Origin of the sequence: Streptomyces sp. BBFR25 (assembly GCF_044590125.1) — a bacterium.
GTDB classification, from domain to species: Bacteria; Actinomycetota; Actinomycetes; order Streptomycetales; family Streptomycetaceae; genus Streptomyces; species Streptomyces canus_D.
In genome coordinates, this window is the sequence record NZ_CP172447.1 from 1,473,854 (window position 1) to 1,490,294 (window position 16,441).

General features: G+C 71.9%; 17 protein-coding genes. 14 read left to right on the plus strand and 3 right to left on the minus strand.

Going from position 1 to position 16,441, the window contains the following annotated elements; genetic code table 11:
* Positions 1-20: 20 nt before the first annotated feature.
* From ACGH52_RS06525 to ACGH52_RS06560, 8 genes are all read left to right on the plus strand, one after another.
* The gene (locus tag ACGH52_RS06525; protein WP_076973410.1) at positions 21-986 is read left to right on the plus strand and encodes an NAD(P)/FAD-dependent oxidoreductase; all 966 of its coding nucleotides are present in this window, start codon (positions 21-23) and stop codon (positions 984-986) included.
* A gap of 83 nt (positions 987-1,069) precedes the next feature.
* Positions 1,070-2,608 carry an ATP-dependent DNA ligase gene (locus ACGH52_RS06530; RefSeq protein ID WP_399938138.1) on the plus strand — a complete coding sequence of 513 codons (1,539 nt, stop codon included), beginning with the start codon at positions 1,070-1,072 and terminating at the stop codon, positions 2,606-2,608.
* Entirely contained in the window at positions 2,605-3,066 is a 462-nt protein-coding gene (locus ACGH52_RS06535) for an NUDIX domain-containing protein (protein WP_399938139.1), read from the plus strand. Before ACGH52_RS06530 ends, ACGH52_RS06535 begins: the two co-directional genes overlap by 4 nt.
* Before the next feature lie 95 nt (positions 3,067-3,161).
* Positions 3,162-4,547: an NADP-dependent succinic semialdehyde dehydrogenase gene (locus ACGH52_RS06540; RefSeq protein ID WP_399938141.1), complete on the plus strand. Its 1,386-nt coding sequence runs from the start codon at positions 3,162-3,164 to the stop codon at positions 4,545-4,547.
* Between the two features lie 25 nt (positions 4,548-4,572).
* Positions 4,573-4,809 (plus strand): DUF6213 family protein, encoded by a 237-nt coding sequence (locus ACGH52_RS06545; protein WP_059297580.1) that lies wholly within the window; start codon positions 4,573-4,575, stop codon positions 4,807-4,809.
* Positions 4,810-4,884: 75 nt separating this feature from the next.
* Entirely contained in the window at positions 4,885-6,102 is a 1,218-nt protein-coding gene (locus tag ACGH52_RS06550) for a type III polyketide synthase (RefSeq protein ID WP_399938143.1), read from the plus strand.
* Entirely contained in the window at positions 6,099-7,313 is a 1,215-nt protein-coding gene (locus ACGH52_RS06555) for a cytochrome P450 (protein ID WP_399938144.1), read from the plus strand. The genes ACGH52_RS06550 and ACGH52_RS06555 overlap by 4 nt, the downstream gene beginning before the upstream one ends.
* The gene (locus ACGH52_RS06560; RefSeq protein ID WP_076973253.1) at positions 7,310-7,843 is read left to right on the plus strand and encodes a cupin domain-containing protein; all 534 of its coding nucleotides are present in this window, start codon (positions 7,310-7,312) and stop codon (positions 7,841-7,843) included. Before ACGH52_RS06555 ends, ACGH52_RS06560 begins: the two co-directional genes overlap by 4 nt.
* Here the strand turns inward: ACGH52_RS06560 and ACGH52_RS06565 are convergent.
* Positions 7,840-9,066 (minus strand): acyl-CoA dehydrogenase family protein, encoded by a 1,227-nt coding sequence (locus ACGH52_RS06565; protein ID WP_121704845.1) that lies wholly within the window; start codon positions 9,064-9,066, stop codon positions 7,840-7,842. The genes ACGH52_RS06560 and ACGH52_RS06565 overlap by 4 nt on opposite strands.
* A gap of 170 nt (positions 9,067-9,236) precedes the next feature.
* Between ACGH52_RS06565 and ACGH52_RS06570 the strand changes: the two genes are divergently transcribed.
* The gene (locus tag ACGH52_RS06570) at positions 9,237-9,893 is read left to right on the plus strand and encodes a TetR family transcriptional regulator (RefSeq protein ID WP_059297584.1); all 657 of its coding nucleotides are present in this window, start codon (positions 9,237-9,239) and stop codon (positions 9,891-9,893) included.
* A 58-nt stretch (positions 9,894-9,951) separates the two neighbouring features.
* Here the strand turns inward: ACGH52_RS06570 and def are convergent, their stop codons facing one another.
* Entirely contained in the window at positions 9,952-10,491 is a 540-nt protein-coding gene (def, locus tag ACGH52_RS06575) for a peptide deformylase (protein WP_171987039.1), read from the minus strand.
* Between the two features lie 178 nt (positions 10,492-10,669).
* Between def and ACGH52_RS06580 the strand changes: the two genes are divergently transcribed.
* From ACGH52_RS06580 to ACGH52_RS06600, 5 genes are all read left to right on the plus strand, one after another.
* Positions 10,670-11,908: a MurT ligase domain-containing protein gene (locus ACGH52_RS06580; protein ID WP_076973256.1), complete on the plus strand. Its 1,239-nt coding sequence runs from the start codon at positions 10,670-10,672 to the stop codon at positions 11,906-11,908.
* Between the two features lie 23 nt (positions 11,909-11,931).
* On the plus strand, positions 11,932-12,660 hold the full coding sequence (locus ACGH52_RS06585; protein ID WP_059297586.1) for a type 1 glutamine amidotransferase: 729 nt from the start codon (positions 11,932-11,934) through the stop codon (positions 12,658-12,660).
* Positions 12,661-12,852: 192 nt separating this feature from the next.
* Positions 12,853-13,878: a 6-phosphofructokinase gene (locus tag ACGH52_RS06590; protein ID WP_076973257.1), complete on the plus strand. Its 1,026-nt coding sequence runs from the start codon at positions 12,853-12,855 to the stop codon at positions 13,876-13,878.
* Between the two features lie 201 nt (positions 13,879-14,079).
* Positions 14,080-15,030 (plus strand): cytochrome c oxidase assembly protein, encoded by a 951-nt coding sequence (locus tag ACGH52_RS06595; RefSeq protein WP_059297588.1) that lies wholly within the window; start codon positions 14,080-14,082, stop codon positions 15,028-15,030.
* A 43-nt stretch (positions 15,031-15,073) separates the two neighbouring features.
* On the plus strand, positions 15,074-15,244 hold the full coding sequence (locus tag ACGH52_RS06600; RefSeq protein WP_107291848.1) for a hypothetical protein: 171 nt from the start codon (positions 15,074-15,076) through the stop codon (positions 15,242-15,244).
* Here the strand turns inward: ACGH52_RS06600 and ACGH52_RS06605 are convergent.
* The gene (locus tag ACGH52_RS06605; protein ID WP_059297814.1) at positions 15,210-16,436 is read right to left on the minus strand and encodes a sensor histidine kinase; all 1,227 of its coding nucleotides are present in this window, start codon (positions 16,434-16,436) and stop codon (positions 15,210-15,212) included. The two genes, ACGH52_RS06600 and ACGH52_RS06605, sit on opposite strands and share 35 nt — an antisense overlap.
* Between the last annotated feature and the right edge of the window lie 5 nt (positions 16,437-16,441).

Sequence of the window (16,441 nt, forward strand, 5' to 3'; positions counted from 1 at the left end):
TCTACGTGGAGGTGGTCACCATGACCCAGAACAAGGACGTCACCCGGGACAAGGACCTGACCGGCACGTACGACGTGGTGGTGGTCGGCGGCGGCGCGGCGGGACTGTCCGCCGCGCTGGTCCTGGGCCGCTCCCGGCTGCGCACCCTGGTGGTCGACGCCGGTGAGCCGCGCAACGCGCCCTCGGCCCACATGCAGGGCTACCTGACCCGGGACGGCATGTCCCCGGCCGAGTTCCTGGCGCTCGGCCGGGAGGAGATCGCGCGCTACGGAGTGGAGCTGGTCCGCGACCGTGCCGTGGACGTGTCCCGGGACGCGGACTTCGCGGTGGGGCTGGCCGGCGGGAAGACCGTGCACGCCCGGCGGCTGATCGTCACCACCGGGCTCAGGGACGAGCTGCCGGACGTGCCCGGGGTCGCCGAGCGGTACGGCCGGGACGTGCTGCACTGCCCGTTCTGCCACGGCTGGGAGGTGCGGGACGAGCGCTTCGGCGTCCTGGCCACCAGCCCGCTCAGCGTGCACCAGGCCCTGATGGTGTCCGGCTGGTCGGACGACGTGACGCTCTTCCTGCACACGGTCGCCGAGCGGGAGCTGTCCGACGACGACCTGCGGCGGCTCGCCGCGGCCGGGGTCAAGGTGGTGCCCGGCGAAGTCGCCGCCCTGCGGGTCGAGGACGACCGGCTCACCGGGGTCCGGCTGGCGGACGGCACGGCGCACGACCGCACGGTGCTGTTCGTCGCCCCCAAGGCGGTCCCGCAGACCGGCCTGATGGAGCGGCTGGGGGCCCAGCTGCAGGAGACGCCGTTCGGCTCCTATCCGGTGGTGGACCCGACCGGCCGGACCAGCGTGCCCGGCGTGTGGACCGCCGGCAACGCGATGGGCTTCGCCGAACAGGTCGTCCACGCGGCGAGCGGCGGCTACCGCGCGGCGGCGGCGATCGTCGGCGACCTGATCATGTCGGACCTGGACACGGCCATCGCCGAGTGAGACACCCCGGAGCACCCGCACAGGACGCCGGTGCGCGGCAGCCGCGGGGTGTGAGCGGGCCCGCTCCGGTGCACCATGACTGCATGCTGCTTGCCCGGTTGGCCCAGGTGTCCCGGGAGGTCGCCGCCACGTCGGCGCGGTCCCGGAAGACCGTCCTGCTCGCGGAGCTGTTCAGCGAGGCGGAGGCGGCGGACGTGCCGGTCGTCATCCCGTACTTGGCGGGACGGCTCCCGCAGGGCCGGATCGGCGTCGGCTGGAAGGTGCTGAGCCGCCGGGTCCCGCCGGCCGACGTGCCGAGCCTGACCGTGCGGGACGTGGACGCCCGGCTCACCCGGCTCGGCGCGGTCTCCGGCGCCGGTTCGCAGGCCGAGCGGGCCCGGCTGGTCGGCGAGCTGATGGGCGCGGCCACGGAGGACGAGCAGCGCTTCCTGATCGGGCTGCTCACCGGGGAGGTACGCCAGGGTGCCCTGGACGCGGCCGCCGTCGAGGGCCTGGCCGCGGCGACGGACGCTCCCCCGGCGGACGTACGGCGCGCGGTGATGCTCGCGGGGTCGCTCCAGACGGTGGCCGAGGCCCTGCTGGCCGACGGGCCCGGCGCCCTGGACCGGTTCCGGCTCACCGTCGGACGGCCCGTGCTGCCGATGCTGGCGCACAGCGCGTCCTCGGTCGCCGAGGCGGTCGGCAAGCTGGGCGCCGCGGCCGTGGAGGAGAAGCTGGACGGCATCCGCGTCCAGGTGCACCGGGACGGCGACACCGTACGGATCCACACCCGCACCCTGGACGACATCACCGACCGGCTCCCGGAGGTCACCGACGCGGCCCTCGCGCTGCCCGGCGAACGGTTCATCCTGGACGGCGAGGCCATCTCGCTCGACGCGAGCGGGCGTCCCCGCTCCTTCCAGGAGACCGCCGGCCGGGTGGGCTCCCGCACCGACGTGGCCACGGCGGCGCGGGCGGTTCCCGTCTCCGCCGTCTTCTTCGACGCGCTCTCCGTCGACGGCCGCGACCTGCTCGACCTGCCGCTGACCGAACGGCACGCGGAGCTGGCCCGCCTGGTTCCCGAACCGCTGCGGGTACGGCGCACGCTGGTGCACGGCCCCGAGGAGACCCGGGCCGCGGAGGAGTTCCTCACCGAGACGCTGGCGCGCGGGCACGAGGGCGTCGTCGTCAAGGGGCTCGACGCCGCCTACAGCGCGGGGCGGCGCGGCGCGTCCTGGCTGAAGGTCAAGCCCGTCCACACGCTCGACCTGGTGGTGCTGGCCGCCGAGTGGGGCCACGGCCGCCGCACCGGCAAGCTCTCCAACCTCCACCTGGGCGCCCGCACCGCCGACGGCTCCTTCGCGATGCTCGGCAAGACCTTCAAGGGCATGACCGACGCGCTGCTGGCCTGGCAGACCGAGCGCCTTCGGGAACTGGCCGTGGAGGAACACGGCTGGGGTGTGACCGTACGGCCCGAACTCGTCGTCGAGATCGCCTACGACGGCCTCCAGCGCTCCACCCGCTACCCGGCCGGCGTCACCCTCCGCTTCGCCCGCGTGGTCCGCTACCGCGAGGACAAGCGCCCCGAGGACGCGGACACCGTGGACACCCTGCTCGCCGCCCACCCCGGGGTGGCCCCGTGAGGCGCAGCGCGGGCCTGCTGCTGCACCGGCGCGGACCGGGCGGGGAGATGCAGGTGTTCCTCGGCCACATGGGCGGCCCGTTCTACGCCCGCCGGGACGCCGGGGCGTGGACCGTCCCCAAGGGCGAGTACGACCCGGCGGAACCCGCGTGGGAGGCGGCCCGGCGCGAGTTCGAGGAGGAGCTGGGGCTGCCGCCGCCCGAGGGCGAGGCGGTCCCGCTCGGCGAGGTGCGGCAGGCGGGCGGGAAGGTCGTCACGGTCTGGGCCGTTCGGGCCGACCTCGATCCGGCCTCGGTCGTCCCCGGCACCTTCCGCATGGAGTGGCCGCCCAGGTCGGGGCGGATCGAGGAGTTCCCCGAGCTGGACCGGGTGGCGTGGTTCGCGCTGGAGCGGGCCCGCGAGGTGATCGTGAAGGCGCAGTCCGCGTTTCTCGACCGGCTGGCTGAGCACTCGCACTGAGGAGACGCGACGAGGAACGACGCGACCCGTCCGCGTTGCGGTGCCCCGCGCCGCGCGCCAAGGTCGAAGCACGCATGCACCCAGGGAGGTCGGCCATGCCCATCGCGACGGTGAACCCGGCGAACGGCGAGACGCTCAAGACGTACGAGGCCATGGGCGAGGAGGAGATCGAGCGCCGGATCGAGCTCGCGGAGGCCACCTTCCGCACCTACCGGACCACGGGGTTCTACGAGCGCGCCGGGCTGATGCGCCGGGCCGCCGATCTCCTGGAGGCGGACCAGAAGGAGATCGGCAACGTCATCACCACGGAGATGGGCAAGCCGGTCAAGCAGGCCCGCGCGGAGGCGGCCAAGTGCGCCAAGGCGATGCGCTGGTACGCCGACCACGCGGCGGAACTGCTCGCCGACGAGGAGCCCGCCGAGGCCGACGTGAAGGACTCCGGCGCCTCCCGGGCCCTGGTCCGCTACCGGCCGCTCGGTCCGGTGCTCGCGGTGATGCCGTGGAACTTCCCGCTCTGGCAGGTGATCAGGTTCGCGGCGCCCGCGCTGATGGCGGGCAACGTCGGGCTGCTCAAGCACGCCTCGAACGTGCCGCAGACCGCCCTCTACCTGGAGGACCTGTTCCACCGGGCGGGATTCCCCGAGGGCTGCTTCCAGACCCTGCTCATCGGTTCCGCCGCGGTGGACGACATCCTGCGCGACGAGCGGGTGCGGGCCGCCACCCTCACCGGCAGCGAGCCCGCGGGCCGCGCGGTGGCCTCCACCGCCGGAGAGATGATCAAGAAGACGGTGCTGGAGCTGGGCGGCAGCGACCCGTTCGTCGTCATGCCGTCCGCCGACGTCGAGCGGGCCGCCGAGGTGGCGGTGACCGCGCGCACCCAGAACGCCGGGCAGTCGTGCATCGCCGCCAAGCGGTTCATCGTGCACACGGACGTGTACGACGCCTTCGCCGAGCGCTTCACCGAGGGCATGAAGGCGCTGAAGGTCGGCGACCCGATGGACGAGGAGACCGACGTCGGTCCCCTCTCCAGCGAGCAAGGCCTGAACGACCTGGTGGAGCTGGTCGACGACGCGGTGCGCGGCGGCGCGAACGTACTGTGCGGCGGCGAACGTCCGGACGGTCCCGGCTGGTACTACCCGCCGACCGTCCTGGCGGGCGTCACCCGCGACCTGCGCATCCACCGCGAGGAGGCCTTCGGCCCGGTCGCCACGCTCTACCGGGCGGCCGACCTGGACGAGGCGGTGCTGATCGCCAACGACACGGACTTCGGGCTCAGTTCCAACGTGTGGACCCGCGACGACGCGGACGTGGACCGCTTCGTCCGGGACCTGGAGGCGGGCGGCGTGTACGTCAACGGGATGACCGCGTCCCACCCGGCGTTCCCGTTCGGCGGGGTCAAGCGGTCGGGCTACGGGCGTGAGCTGTCCGGGCACGGAATCCGCGAGTTCTGCAACATCACCACCGTATGGCACGGAGCGTGAGCCTTCCGCGACTACGATCCCCATTGTGAACCGCGAAGTGACCCTGCCTCTGATCGTCGACGACCGCGGCACGCTCCAGGTCGCCGCGTCCGACGTGAGCAAGCTGCTGCGCACGGTCGGCGGACGGTGGCTGCGGCTGGTGGAGACCGGCGAGGGGAGCCTGGACGAGGACACCGTCGCGGCCCTCACCATCGAGCTGGCCAAGCTCGCCGACCGGATCGACGTGGCGTGCATCGCCCACAGCAGCGGCCCCTCCTCCTGACGACGCCGGTCCCCGCTGCCGTCGCCGCCCCGCCGTCCCCGGAACGGAGTAATCCGGCGAGAGATCACCGCTCCGGTGAGTGATCGTGGGTGGGCACCCCTGAAAAGGTGGCACCACTTTCCGGCCGGGGGGCGAGAGCCTTCCGCGAGGCGAAAGCAGGCACGGTTCATGGCGACTTTGTGCAGACCCTCGGTGTCCGTCCCGGAGCACGTGATCACGATGGAGGAGACGCTGGAGCTGGCGCGCCGGCGTCACTCCGACCATCCGCAACTGCCGCTCGCCCTCCGGTTGATAGAGAACACCGGGGTCCGCACCCGGCACATCGTGCAGCCCATCGAGGAGACGCTGAAGCACCCCGGTTTCGAGGACCGCAACAAGGTCTACGAGCGGGAGGCGAAGTCCCGTGTCCCGGCCGTCGTCCAGCGAGCCCTGGACGACGCGGAGCTGCTCACCACCGACATCGACGTGATCATCTACGTCTCGTGCACGGGCTTCATGATGCCCTCGCTCACGGCGTGGCTGATCAATGAGATGGGCTTCGACAGCACCACGCGCCAGATACCGATCGCCCAGTTGGGCTGCGCGGCCGGCGGCGCGGCGATCAACCGGGCCCACGACTTCTGCACGGCCTATCCCGAGGCCAACGCGCTCATCGTGGCCTGTGAGTTCTGCTCGCTGTGCTACCAGCCCACCGACCTCGGCGTGGGGTCCCTGCTCTCCAACGGCCTCTTCGGCGACGGCATCGCCGCCGCGGTGGTCCGCGGCCAGGGCGGCACCGGAGTGCGCCTGGAGCACAACGGCTCGTACCTGATCCCGAAGACCGAAGAGTGGATCATGTACGACGTAAAGGCGACCGGTTTCCACTTCCTGCTGGACAAGCGGGTGCCGGCCACCATGGAGCCGCTCGCACCGGCGCTCAAGGACCTGGCGAGCGAGCACGGGTGGGACGCCGCCGACCTGGACTTCTACATCGTGCACGCGGGCGGCCCCCGGATCCTCGACGATCTCAGCACGTTCCTTCAGGTGGACCCGTACGCGTTCCGCTTCAGCCGGGCGACGCTCACCCAGTACGGCAACATCGCCAGCGCCGTCGTCCTGGACGCGCTGCGCCGGCTCTTCGACGAGGGCGGCATCGCCGACGGGGCACGCGGACTGCTGGCCGGTTTCGGCCCCGGCATCACCGCCGAGATGTCCCTGGGCTGCTGGCAGACCGCGGACGTGCGGCAGGGCGTACGACAGGACGTGACGCAGACCCCGGCACGGGGTGTGGCGCGGAGTGTGAGGCAGCCATGAGCGAAGAGACGATGTCCCGGACCGTGCCGCCCGTCCGGGAGTGGCCGGCCGTCGACCTGCCCGGCAGCGACTTCGACCCGGTGCTGACCGAGTTGATGCGCGAGGGCCCCGTCACCCGGATCTCGCTGCCCAACGGCGAGGGCTGGGCCTGGCTGGTGACCCGCCACGACGACGTCCGCCTGGTCACCAACGACCCCCGGTTCGGCCGCGAGGCCGTGATGGACCGGCAGGTCACCCGGCTCGCCCCGCACTTCATCCCGGCGCGCGGCGCGGTCGGCTTCCTGGACCCGCCCGACCACACCCGGCTGCGCCGCTCGGTGGCCGCGGCCTTCACCGCGCGGGGCGTGGAGCGTGTGCGCGAGCGCTCCCGCGGCATGCTGGACGAGCTGGTCGACGCCATGCTGAGGGCCGGGCCGCCCGCCGACCTCACCGAGGCGGTGCTGAGCCCCTTCCCCATCGCGGTGATCTGCGAGCTGATGGGCGTGCCGGCCACCGACCGGCACGCCATGCACACCTGGACCCAGCTGATCCTGTCCTCCTCACACGGCGCCGAGGTCAGCGAGCGGGCCAAGACCGAGATGAACGCCTACTTCTCGGATCTCATCGGGCTCCGCTCGGACAGCACCGGCGAGGACGTCACCTCGCTGCTGGGCGCCGCCGTGGGGCGCGAGGAGATCACGCTGACGGAGGCCGTCGGGCTCGCGGTGCTGCTCCAGATCGGCGGCGAGGCGGTCACCAACAACAGCGGGCAGATGTTCCACCTGCTGCTGTCCCGCCCGGAGCTGGCCGAACGCCTGCGCTCGGAACCGGCCCTGCGTCCCCGGGCCATCGACGAACTGCTGCGCTGGATCCCCCACCGCAACGCCGTGGGCCTGTCCCGGATCGCCCTGGAGGACGTGGAGGTCAAGGGCGTGCGGATCCGCGCGGGCGACGCGGTCTACGTGTCCTACCTGGCGGCCAACCGCGACCCGGAGGTCTTCCCCGACCCGGACACGATCGACTTCGACCGCTCCCCCAACCCGCACGTGTCCTTCGGCTTCGGCCCGCACTACTGCCCCGGGGGCATGCTGGCCCGGCTGGAGTCGGAGCTGCTCGTCGACGCGGTCCTGGACCGGGTGCCGGGGCTGAAGCTGGCGGTGGCGCCCGAGGACGTGCCCTTCAAGAAGGGTGCGCTGATCCGCGGGCCCGAGGCCCTTCCGGTGACCTGGTGAGCGGCCTGGTGGCGGCGGCCGAGGGTCTGCTGGTCCCGCCCGGTCAGGGCAGGGTGGTGCAGGCGCCGGCCCAGCACGTGACCTTCAAGGTGACCGGTTCGCACTCGCGCATGGCATCCACCTTCGAGGTGATCGTGCCGCCCGGGTTCGACGTCGGCGCCCATGTGCACACCCGCAGCGAGGAGCTGTTCTACGTGCTGGAGGGCGAGCTGGACGTGCTCGCCTTCGAGCCGAGGATCCGTACGCCGGACAACTGGCAGAGGTGGGAGTCGAGTTCGGGCAACCGGGTGGTGCGCGCCACCCCCGGCACGGTCATCGTCGTACCTCCCGGCTGCCCGCACGCCTTCGCCAACCCGACGGGCGAGCCGGCCAAGATGTTCTTCCAGGCCGGCCCGCCCCCGGACCACGAGCACTACTTCGAGGAACTGCTGGAGATCCTCGGCAACGGCGGCCCACCGGACCACGAAGCCATCGAGGCGCTGCGGGCCAAGTACGACATCGAGCAGCTCACGCCGCTGCGACACGGTTAGCGGATCGGCATCCCGGCGAGCGTCCGCGCGATCACCAGCCGCTGGATCTCACTCGTCCCCTCGAAGATCGTGTAGATCGCGGAGTCGCGATGCATCCGCTCCACCGGGTACTCCCGCGTGTAGCCGTTGCCGCCCAGAATCTGGACCGCCTGGGCGGTCACCGTCTTCGCGGTCTCGCTCGCGAACAGCTTGGACATCGAGCCCTCGGCCGCCGTGAACGGCTTGCCGTTGATCGCCATCCAGGAGGCCCGCCACACCAGCAGCCGGGCCGCGTCGATGGACGTCCGCATGTCGGCGAGCTGGAAGGCGACGCCCTGGTTGTCGATGATCGGGCGTCCGAACTGCTCCCGGGTCTGCGCGTACTCCAGCGCCACCTCGTACGCGGCACGGGCCGTGCCCACGGCCATCGCGCCGACCGCCGGGCGGGACGCCTCGAAGGTGGCCATCGCGGCGTTCTTCACCCGCTCGCCGCCCTGCTTGGCCTTCTCCCGGGCGCGGGCGAGGCGGGCGTCCAGCTTCTCCTTGCCGCCGAGCAGGCAGGAGCCGGGGACGCGCACGCTGTCGAGGACGACCTCGGCGGTGTGCGAGGCGCGGATGCCGTGCTTCTTGAACTTCTGGCCCTGGGACAGCCCCGGCGTGTTCGGCGGGACGATGAAGGAGGCGTGGCCCTTGGAGCCCAGGTCCGGGTCGACGACCGCGACGACGACGTGGACGTTGGCGATGCCGCCGTTGGTCGCCCAGGTCTTGGTGCCGTTGAGCACCCACTCGTCCTTGGCCTCGTCGTAGACGGCGCGGGTGCGCATGGAGGCGACGTCGGAGCCGGCGTCGGGCTCGGAGGAGCAGAAGGCGGCGACCTTGACGTCGTTGGCGTCGCCGTACATCTGGGGGATCCAGGTGCCGATCTGCTCCTCGGTGCCGTTGGCGAGGACACCGACGGCGGCGAGGCCGGTACCGACGATCGACAGGGCGATGCCCGCGTCGCCCCAGAACAGCTCCTCCATCGCCATGGGGATGCCGAGGCCGGTGGGGTCGAAGTACTGCTGGGCGTAGAAGTCCAGGGAGTAGATGCCGACCTTGGCGGCCTCCTGGATGACCGGCCAGGGAGTCTCCTCGCGCTCGTCCCATTCGGCGGCCGCGGGGCGGATGACGTCGGCCGCGAAGCCGTGCAGCCAGTCCCGGACCTCCTTCTGTTCGTCGCTCAGCTCCATGGTGAACTCGGCCATGTCCCCTCCAGTGACGCCCGTGCATGTTACTTGCGGTAACACCGAGTGTGTTACCCACGGGTAAGAAAAGTCAACTCCCGGGGCACCCTCGCCCTCCCGTTCGATGGCCCTCGTCCCCTGAGTGCTAGTTTGCGCAGGCGTCACCGAAACAGCACGGGTGGGGAGAGCACATGAACACCACGCAGCGGACCGATCAGCAGACGTCGGCCGACCGCAGACGGCGCGAGCTGCTCGAGGCCGCCGACCGGGTGGTGCTGCGCGACGGCCCGCACGCCTCGATGAACGCCATCGCCGCCGAGGCGGGCATCACCAAGCCCATCCTGTACCGCCACTTCGGCGACAAGGGCGGACTCTACGCCGCCCTCGCCGTCCGGCACACGGACGCCCTCCTCGCCTCGCTGCGGGCCGCCCTGGACGCTCCGGCGGAGCGGCGGCAGCGCGTCGAGGCCACCCTGGACACCTATCTGGCGGCCATCGAGGCACGCCCGCAGGTGTACCGCTTCCTGATGCATCCGGCGGAGAGCGCCGGCACCCCGGGCGACCAGTCCGAGCAGGGCTTCGACGTCGGCAAGCACTCGGCGCCGCTGCTGCGCCGCATGGGCGAGGAGCTGGCCCAGGTCATCGAGGAGCGGCTCGACGTCGGACCGGGCACCCAGCAGCTGGCCCGGGTCTGGGGGCACGGGATCGTCGGCATGATGCACGCCGCCGGGGACTGGTGGCTGGGCGAACGGCCCTGCCCCCGGGAGGAGTTGGTCCGCACCCTGGCCGACCTGTTGTGGGGCCGCCTCGCCGAGGCCGGCGACAAGGCGGGCGGCCCCGGATTCTGACCGCCCCGGTCGCCGTGCCCCCGGACGGCCGCGCCCCGGCCGCCGTCGGTGGAGGCGCTCAGCGGTGCCAGGACGCCCGCGCCACCTGGCGCATCAGCTTCCGGTGACGCCGGCCGGTCAGGCGATCGGCGTAGACCCGCCCCTCCAGATGGTCGCACTCGTGCTGGAGGCACCGGGCGAAGAACCCCGTGCCGCGTACGGTGACGGGCTCCCCGGTCACCGTGAAGCCGGTCACCACCGCCTCGTCGTGCCGTTCGGTCCCGGCCTCCAGGCCCGGCAGCGACAGACAGCCCTCCGGACCCCGCACCACCACCCCGCCGGTCTCCACCAGCCGGGGGTTCACCACGTGCCCGAGGTGCCGCTCGTCCTCGTCGTCCGGGCAGTCGTACACGAAGACGCGCAGCGCCTCGCCGATCTGGTTCGCGGCCAGGCCCACGCCGTGGGCGGCGTACATGGTCGCGAACAAGTCCTCCACGAGCGCCGCGAGTTTCGGACCGAAGTCCGTCACCTCCGCGCAGTCGGCGTGCAGGACGGGGTCGCCGAGGAGACCGAGGGAACGGACGCGCCCGTGGGCGCCCGGGATGGAGCCTTGTCGCATGGCGGCCAGAGTAAGGTCCCTGTGTCCCCCGGCGGCGCGCGCCCACCGCCGGAACCGGTGGCCGGTGCCGCGATTCGGGAGTGCGAATGGATCTCGATAGGCTGAGGTCCACACCACGTGGCCGTCAGGCTTCACAGGCTTCAGGCGCGGCGCGTACGGCAAGGAGGATCGAGAACTGATGGCAGGCAACTCGGACCCGCTCACGCCGCGGGCCAAGATCGCCGTGACCGCGGGCAAGGCGGTCGCGGCGGCATCGCGCGCCGCGGGGCGCGGCAGCGGTTCGGTGATCGGCGGCCGGGTGGCGCTGAAACTCGACCCCGACCTCCTGCACCGGCTCGCCGGGCACCTGGACGTGACCCTGGTCTCGGCGACCAACGGCAAGACCACCACCACCCGGCTCATCGCCGAGGCGCTCAAGGCGGCCGGCCCGGTCGTCTCCAACGCGCTCGGCGCCAACATGCCGGCCGGCATCACCTCGGCGCTCGCTGGCGGCGCGGACTCCCGCTACGGGGTCATCGAGGTCGACGAGAAGTACCTCGTCGGCGTGGCCCAGGCCACCGAGCCGAAGTGCATCGCGCTGCTCAACCTCTCCCGCGACCAGCTCGACCGCGCCGCCGAGACCCGGATGCTCGCCGAGAACTGGCGCGAGGGCCTGGCCGGCTCGAAGGCCGTGGTCGTCGCCAACGCCGACGACCCGCTCGTGGTGTGGGCGGCCTCCTCCTCCCCCAACGTGATCTGGGTCGCCGCGGGCCAGATGTGGAAGGACGACGCCTGGTCCTGCCCGTCCTGCGGCGGCGTGATGCAGCGCCCCGGTGACGACTGGTTCTGCGGCGAGTGCGGCTTCCGGCGCCCGACGCCGAGCTGGGCCCTGTCCGGCGACCACGTCCTCGACCCGCACGGCTCCGCCTGGCCGATCCACCTCCAGCTGCCGGGCCGCGCCAACAAGGCCAACGCCGCCTCCTCGGCCGCCGTCGCCGCCGTCTTCGGGGTGCCGCCGCAGGTCGCCCTGGAGCGCATGTACCAGGTGCAGGCGGTCGCCGGGCGCTACGACGTCGTCCAGTTCCAGGGGCGCGACCTGCGTCTGCTGCTCGCCAAGAACCCGGCGGGCTGGCTGGAGACCTTCTCCCTGATCGACCCGCCGCCGGCCCCGGTGATCCTCTCGGTGAACGCGCGCGGCGCCGACGGCACCGACACCTCCTGGCTGTGGGACGTGGACTACACCCGGCTGTCCGGACACCCGATCTGCGTGGTCGGCGACCGGAAGCTGGACCTCGCGGTGCGCCTGGAGGTCGCGAACCAGCAGTTCCAGGTGTGCGAGGACCTCGACCAGGCGGTGCAGCTGTGCCCGCCGGGACGCATCGAGGTCATCGCGAACTACACCGCCTTCCAGGACCTGCGCCGCCGCGTCGGCAACTGACCGCGAGACTTCAGGGGATTTTCGTGAGCGACAACCAACTGCGGATCGTCTGGATCTACCCGGACCTGCTCAGCACCTACGGCGACCAGGGCAACGCCCTGGTCGTGGAGCGCCGGGCCCGCCAGCGCGGCCTCGACGTGGCCCGGCTCGACGTGCGCAGCGACCAGCCCATCCCGACCTCCGGCGACATCTACCTGATCGGCGGCGGCGAGGACCGGCCGCAGCGGCTCGCGGCCGAGCGGCTGCGCCGCGACGGCGGCCTGTACCGGGCGGTGGAGAACGGCGCGATCGTCTTCTCGGTCTGCGCCGGCTACCAGATCCTGGGCCACGAGTTCATCAACGACCTCGGCCAGCGCGAGCCGGGCCTCGGCCTGCTCGACGTGGTCTCCACCCGCGGCGAGGGCGCGCGGTGCGTCGGCGACGTCCTCGGCGACATCGACCCGCGCCTCGGCCTGCCCCCGCTGACCGGCTTCGAGAACCACCAGGGCGTCACCCACGTCGGGCCCAACGCCCGTCCGCTCGCCCAGGTCCGCTTCGGCAACGGCAACGGCACGGGGGACGGCACCGAGGGCGCGTACAACGACACGGTCTTCGGCACGTACATGCACGGTCCCGTGCTGGCGCGCAACCCGCAGATCGCGGACCTGCTGCTCAAGCTGGCCCTCGACGTGAACGCGCTGCCGCCCACCGACGACCGCTGGTACGAGGCGCTCCGCAACGAGCGCATCGCGGCTGCGCAGCAGCCTGCGTGAACACGGCCGCGCAGCAGCCCGCCTGAGATCTTTCCCGACGGCCCGTCTGATGGCGTATCCGCACAGGTGAGCGGGTGCGTCCAGTAGGCGGACGCGTGGTTCGGCCCCGCCCCCTCGTACCGCTAGGGTGGCGGGGATCGAGCCGGACAGCGCGGTCCGGACCCGTGCCACGTTGAGAAGGTATTTCGGGCTATGCGCATTGGTGTCCTCACGTCCGGCGGCGACTGCCCCGGCCTGAACGCCGTCATCCGGTCCGTCGTGCACCGTGCCGTCGTCGACCACGGCGACGAGGTCATCGGTTTCCGGGACGGCTGGAAGGGCCTCCTGGAGTGCGACTACCTCAAGCTCGACCTCGACGCGGTCGGCGGCATCCTGGCGCGCGGCGGCACCATCCTCGGCTCCTCCCGGGTCCGTCCCGAGCACCTGCGGGACGGCGTCGAGCGGGCCCGGGGACACGTCCGGGAACTGGGTCTCGACGCGATCATCCCGATCGGCGGCGAGGGCACGCTGAAGGCGGCCCGGCTGCTGTCCGACAACGGCCTGCCGATCGTGGGCGTGCCGAAGACCATCGACAACGACATAGCGGTCACCGACGTCACCTTCGGTTTCGACACCGCGGTGACCGTCGCCACCGAGGCCCTGGACCGGCTGAAGACCACCGCCGAGTCGCACCAGCGGGTGCTGATCGTCGAGGTCATGGGCCGGCACACCGGCTGGATCGCGCTGCACTCGGGCATGGCGGCCGGCGCGCACGCCGTCGTCGTCCCGGAGCGGCCCTTCGACATCGACGAGCTGACCGCGAAGGTCGGCGAGCGCTTCTCCGCGGGCAAGCGATTCGCGATCGTGGTGGCCGCGGAGGGCGCCAAGCCGAGGGCCGGGACCATGGACTTCGACGAGGGCGGCAAGGACGTCTACGGCCACGAGCGCTTCGCCGGCATCGCCCGCCAGCTCTCCATCGAGCTGGAGGAACGCCTCGGCAAGGAGGCCCGGCCGGTGATACTCGGTCACGTCCAGCGCGGTGGGACGCCGACGGCATACGACCGGGTGCTGGCGACGCGGTTCGGATGGCACGCGGTGGAGGCGGTGCACCGTGGGGAGTTCGGGAAGATGACGGCCCTGCGCGGGACGGACATCGAGATGGTGTCGCTCGCCGAGGCGGTGGAGTCCTTGAAGACGGTGCCGGACGCGCGGTACGCGGAAGCGGAATGCGTTCTTTGAAGTTGCTGAAGCACTCCGTCCGCGGGTGACTCGTGGTTGCTCGCGCCCACGCGGCGGAGCCGCAGATTGATACAGCCCCGCGCCCCTGAAGGGCGCGTTTCACCGCCCCCGGTCGCAGATGTCACCGGGGGCGGTTCTAGGCTTGCCTTCGGACAAGCGGCGCTCAACCGCGCTCAACCCCCACGAAACAGGAGCGGGTGGATGGATCACAGCGGGCACGGCATGACGATGGATCTGCCGCCGTTCACGCTGGGGCGGGGTCTCGCCTGGTCGGCGGATCCCTTCTTCCTCGTCGCCTGCCTGCTGGGACTGGCGCTGTACGGCTGGGGCGTCGTCCGTCTGGTGCGGCGCGGTGACAAGTGGCCCGTCGGCCGGACCGTGGCCTTCGTGGCCGGTGTGCTGAGCGTCGCCCTGATGATGTGCACCAAGCTGAACGACTACGGCATGGTCATGTTCAGCGTGCACATGGTCCAGCACATGGTGATCAGCATGGTGTCCCCGATCCTGCTGCTGCTCGGCGCCCCGATCACGCTGGCCCTGCGCGCGCTGCCCCCGGCGGGCCGCGGCCGCAAGGGGCCCCGCGAGGTGCTGCTGATGCTGCTACACAGCCGCTACATGCGGATCATCACGCATCCGGCGTTCACCATCCCGCTGTTCATCGCGAGCCTCTACGCGCTGTACTTCACCCCGCTCTTCGACACGCTGATGGGTTCGCAGGCCGGGCACATCGCGATGATGGTGCACTTCCTCGCCGTCGGTGTGGTGTTCTTCTGGCCGATCATGGGCGTGGACCCGGGCCCGCACCGGCCGGGCTACCTGATGCGGATGCTGGAGCTGTTCGCGGGCATGCCGTTCCACGCGTTCTTCGGCATCGCGCTGATGATGGCCTCCTCCCCGATGGTCAAGACGTTCGAGAACCCGCCCGCCTCGCTCGGCATCGACGCGCTCTCCGACCAGAACGCCGCCGGTGGCATCGCCTGGGCGTTCAGCGAGGTCCCGTCCGTGCTGGTACTGCTCGCGCTGCTCTTCCAGTGGTACGCCTCGGAGGAGCGCCAGGCCCGGCGCAGCGACCGGGCCGCCGACCGCGACGGCGACAAGGAGCTCGCGGCCTACAACGCCTATCTGGCCTCACTGAACACACGCGGCGGCTGAACGGGGCACCATGGAGGGCAACGGACACGAGGAGGGTGTTGCGATGCCCGGTTCCACGGACAGTTCGACGAAGACGATGGGGGCGCTCACCATCGGCGGCCTCGTCGCGGTGACGGCCTACACGGTGGCGCTCGGCAGCAACGGCTGGCTGTGGTTCGGCTGGGTCGTGCTGGGTCTGATCACCCTGGGGATGGTGGCCACGCGGAGCGCCTGAGCCGCCCCGCCGAGTGCACGCCCGGCTGGTACTTCGGCAGCCGGACCGTGATCTTCATGCCCGCGCCGACGGCCGTCTCGATGACGAGGCCGTGGTCGTCTCCGTAGACCTGGCGGAGGCGGTCGTCGACGTTGGACAGTCCGATGCCGCCCGACGGGCTCACCTCGCGCGCGAGGATGCGGCGCAGCAGCTCGGGGTCCATTCCGGCACCGTCGTCCTCGATGACGACCAGGGCCTCGGCGCCCGCGTCCTGGGCGGTGATCTGGATGCGGCACCGGTCGGACTTGCCCTCCAGGCCGTGCTTGACGGCGTTCTCGACGAGCGGCTGGAGGCAGAGGAAGGGCAGGGCGACCGGCAGCACCTCCGGAGCGACCTGGAGGGTGACGGCGAGGCGGTCGCCGAAGCGGGCCCGCACCAGCGCCAGGTAGTGGTCGATGGCGTGCAGCTCGTCGGCGAGGGTGGTGAAGTCGCCGTGCCTGCGGAACGAGTAGCGGGTGAAGTCGGCGAACTCCAGGAGCAGCTCGCGGGCGCGCTCGGGGTCGGTGCGGACGAAGGACGCGATCACCGCGAGCGAGTTGAAGATGAAGTGCGGGGAGATCTGGGCGCGCAGCGCCTTGAGCTCGGCCTCGATGAGCCGGGTGCGGGACTGGTCGAGGTCGGCCAGCTCCAGCTGGACGGAGACCCAGCGGGCCACCTCCCCGGCGGCCCGGACCAGTACGGCGGACTCGCGGGGCGCGCAGGCGACGAGGGCGCCGTGCACCCGGTCGTCCACGGTCAGCGGGGCGACGACGGCCCAGCGCACCGTGCAGTCCGGGGTGTCGCAGGTGAGCCGGAAGGCCTCCCCGCGGCCGGTCTCCAGCGGTCCGGCGAGTCGTTCCATGATCTCGGCGCGGTGGTGGGTGCCCACGCCGTCCCAGACCAGGACCTCCTTGAGGTCGGTCAGGCACAGCGCGTCCGTGCCCAGCAGGGAGCGCAGCTTGCGGGCCGACTTCCCGGCGGTCTCCTCGGTCAGGCCCGCCCGCAGCGGCGGCGTGGCCAGGGAGGCGGTGTGCAGGGTCTGGAAGGTGGCGTGCTCGACCGGGGTGCCCAGGCCGCCGAGGTGCTCCGGCCGGGCCGTGCGCCGCCCCAGCCAGAAACCGGCGGCCAGCAGGGGGAGCAGGGCGACGGCCAGGCCCGCCAGGAAACCGCCCAGGGAGC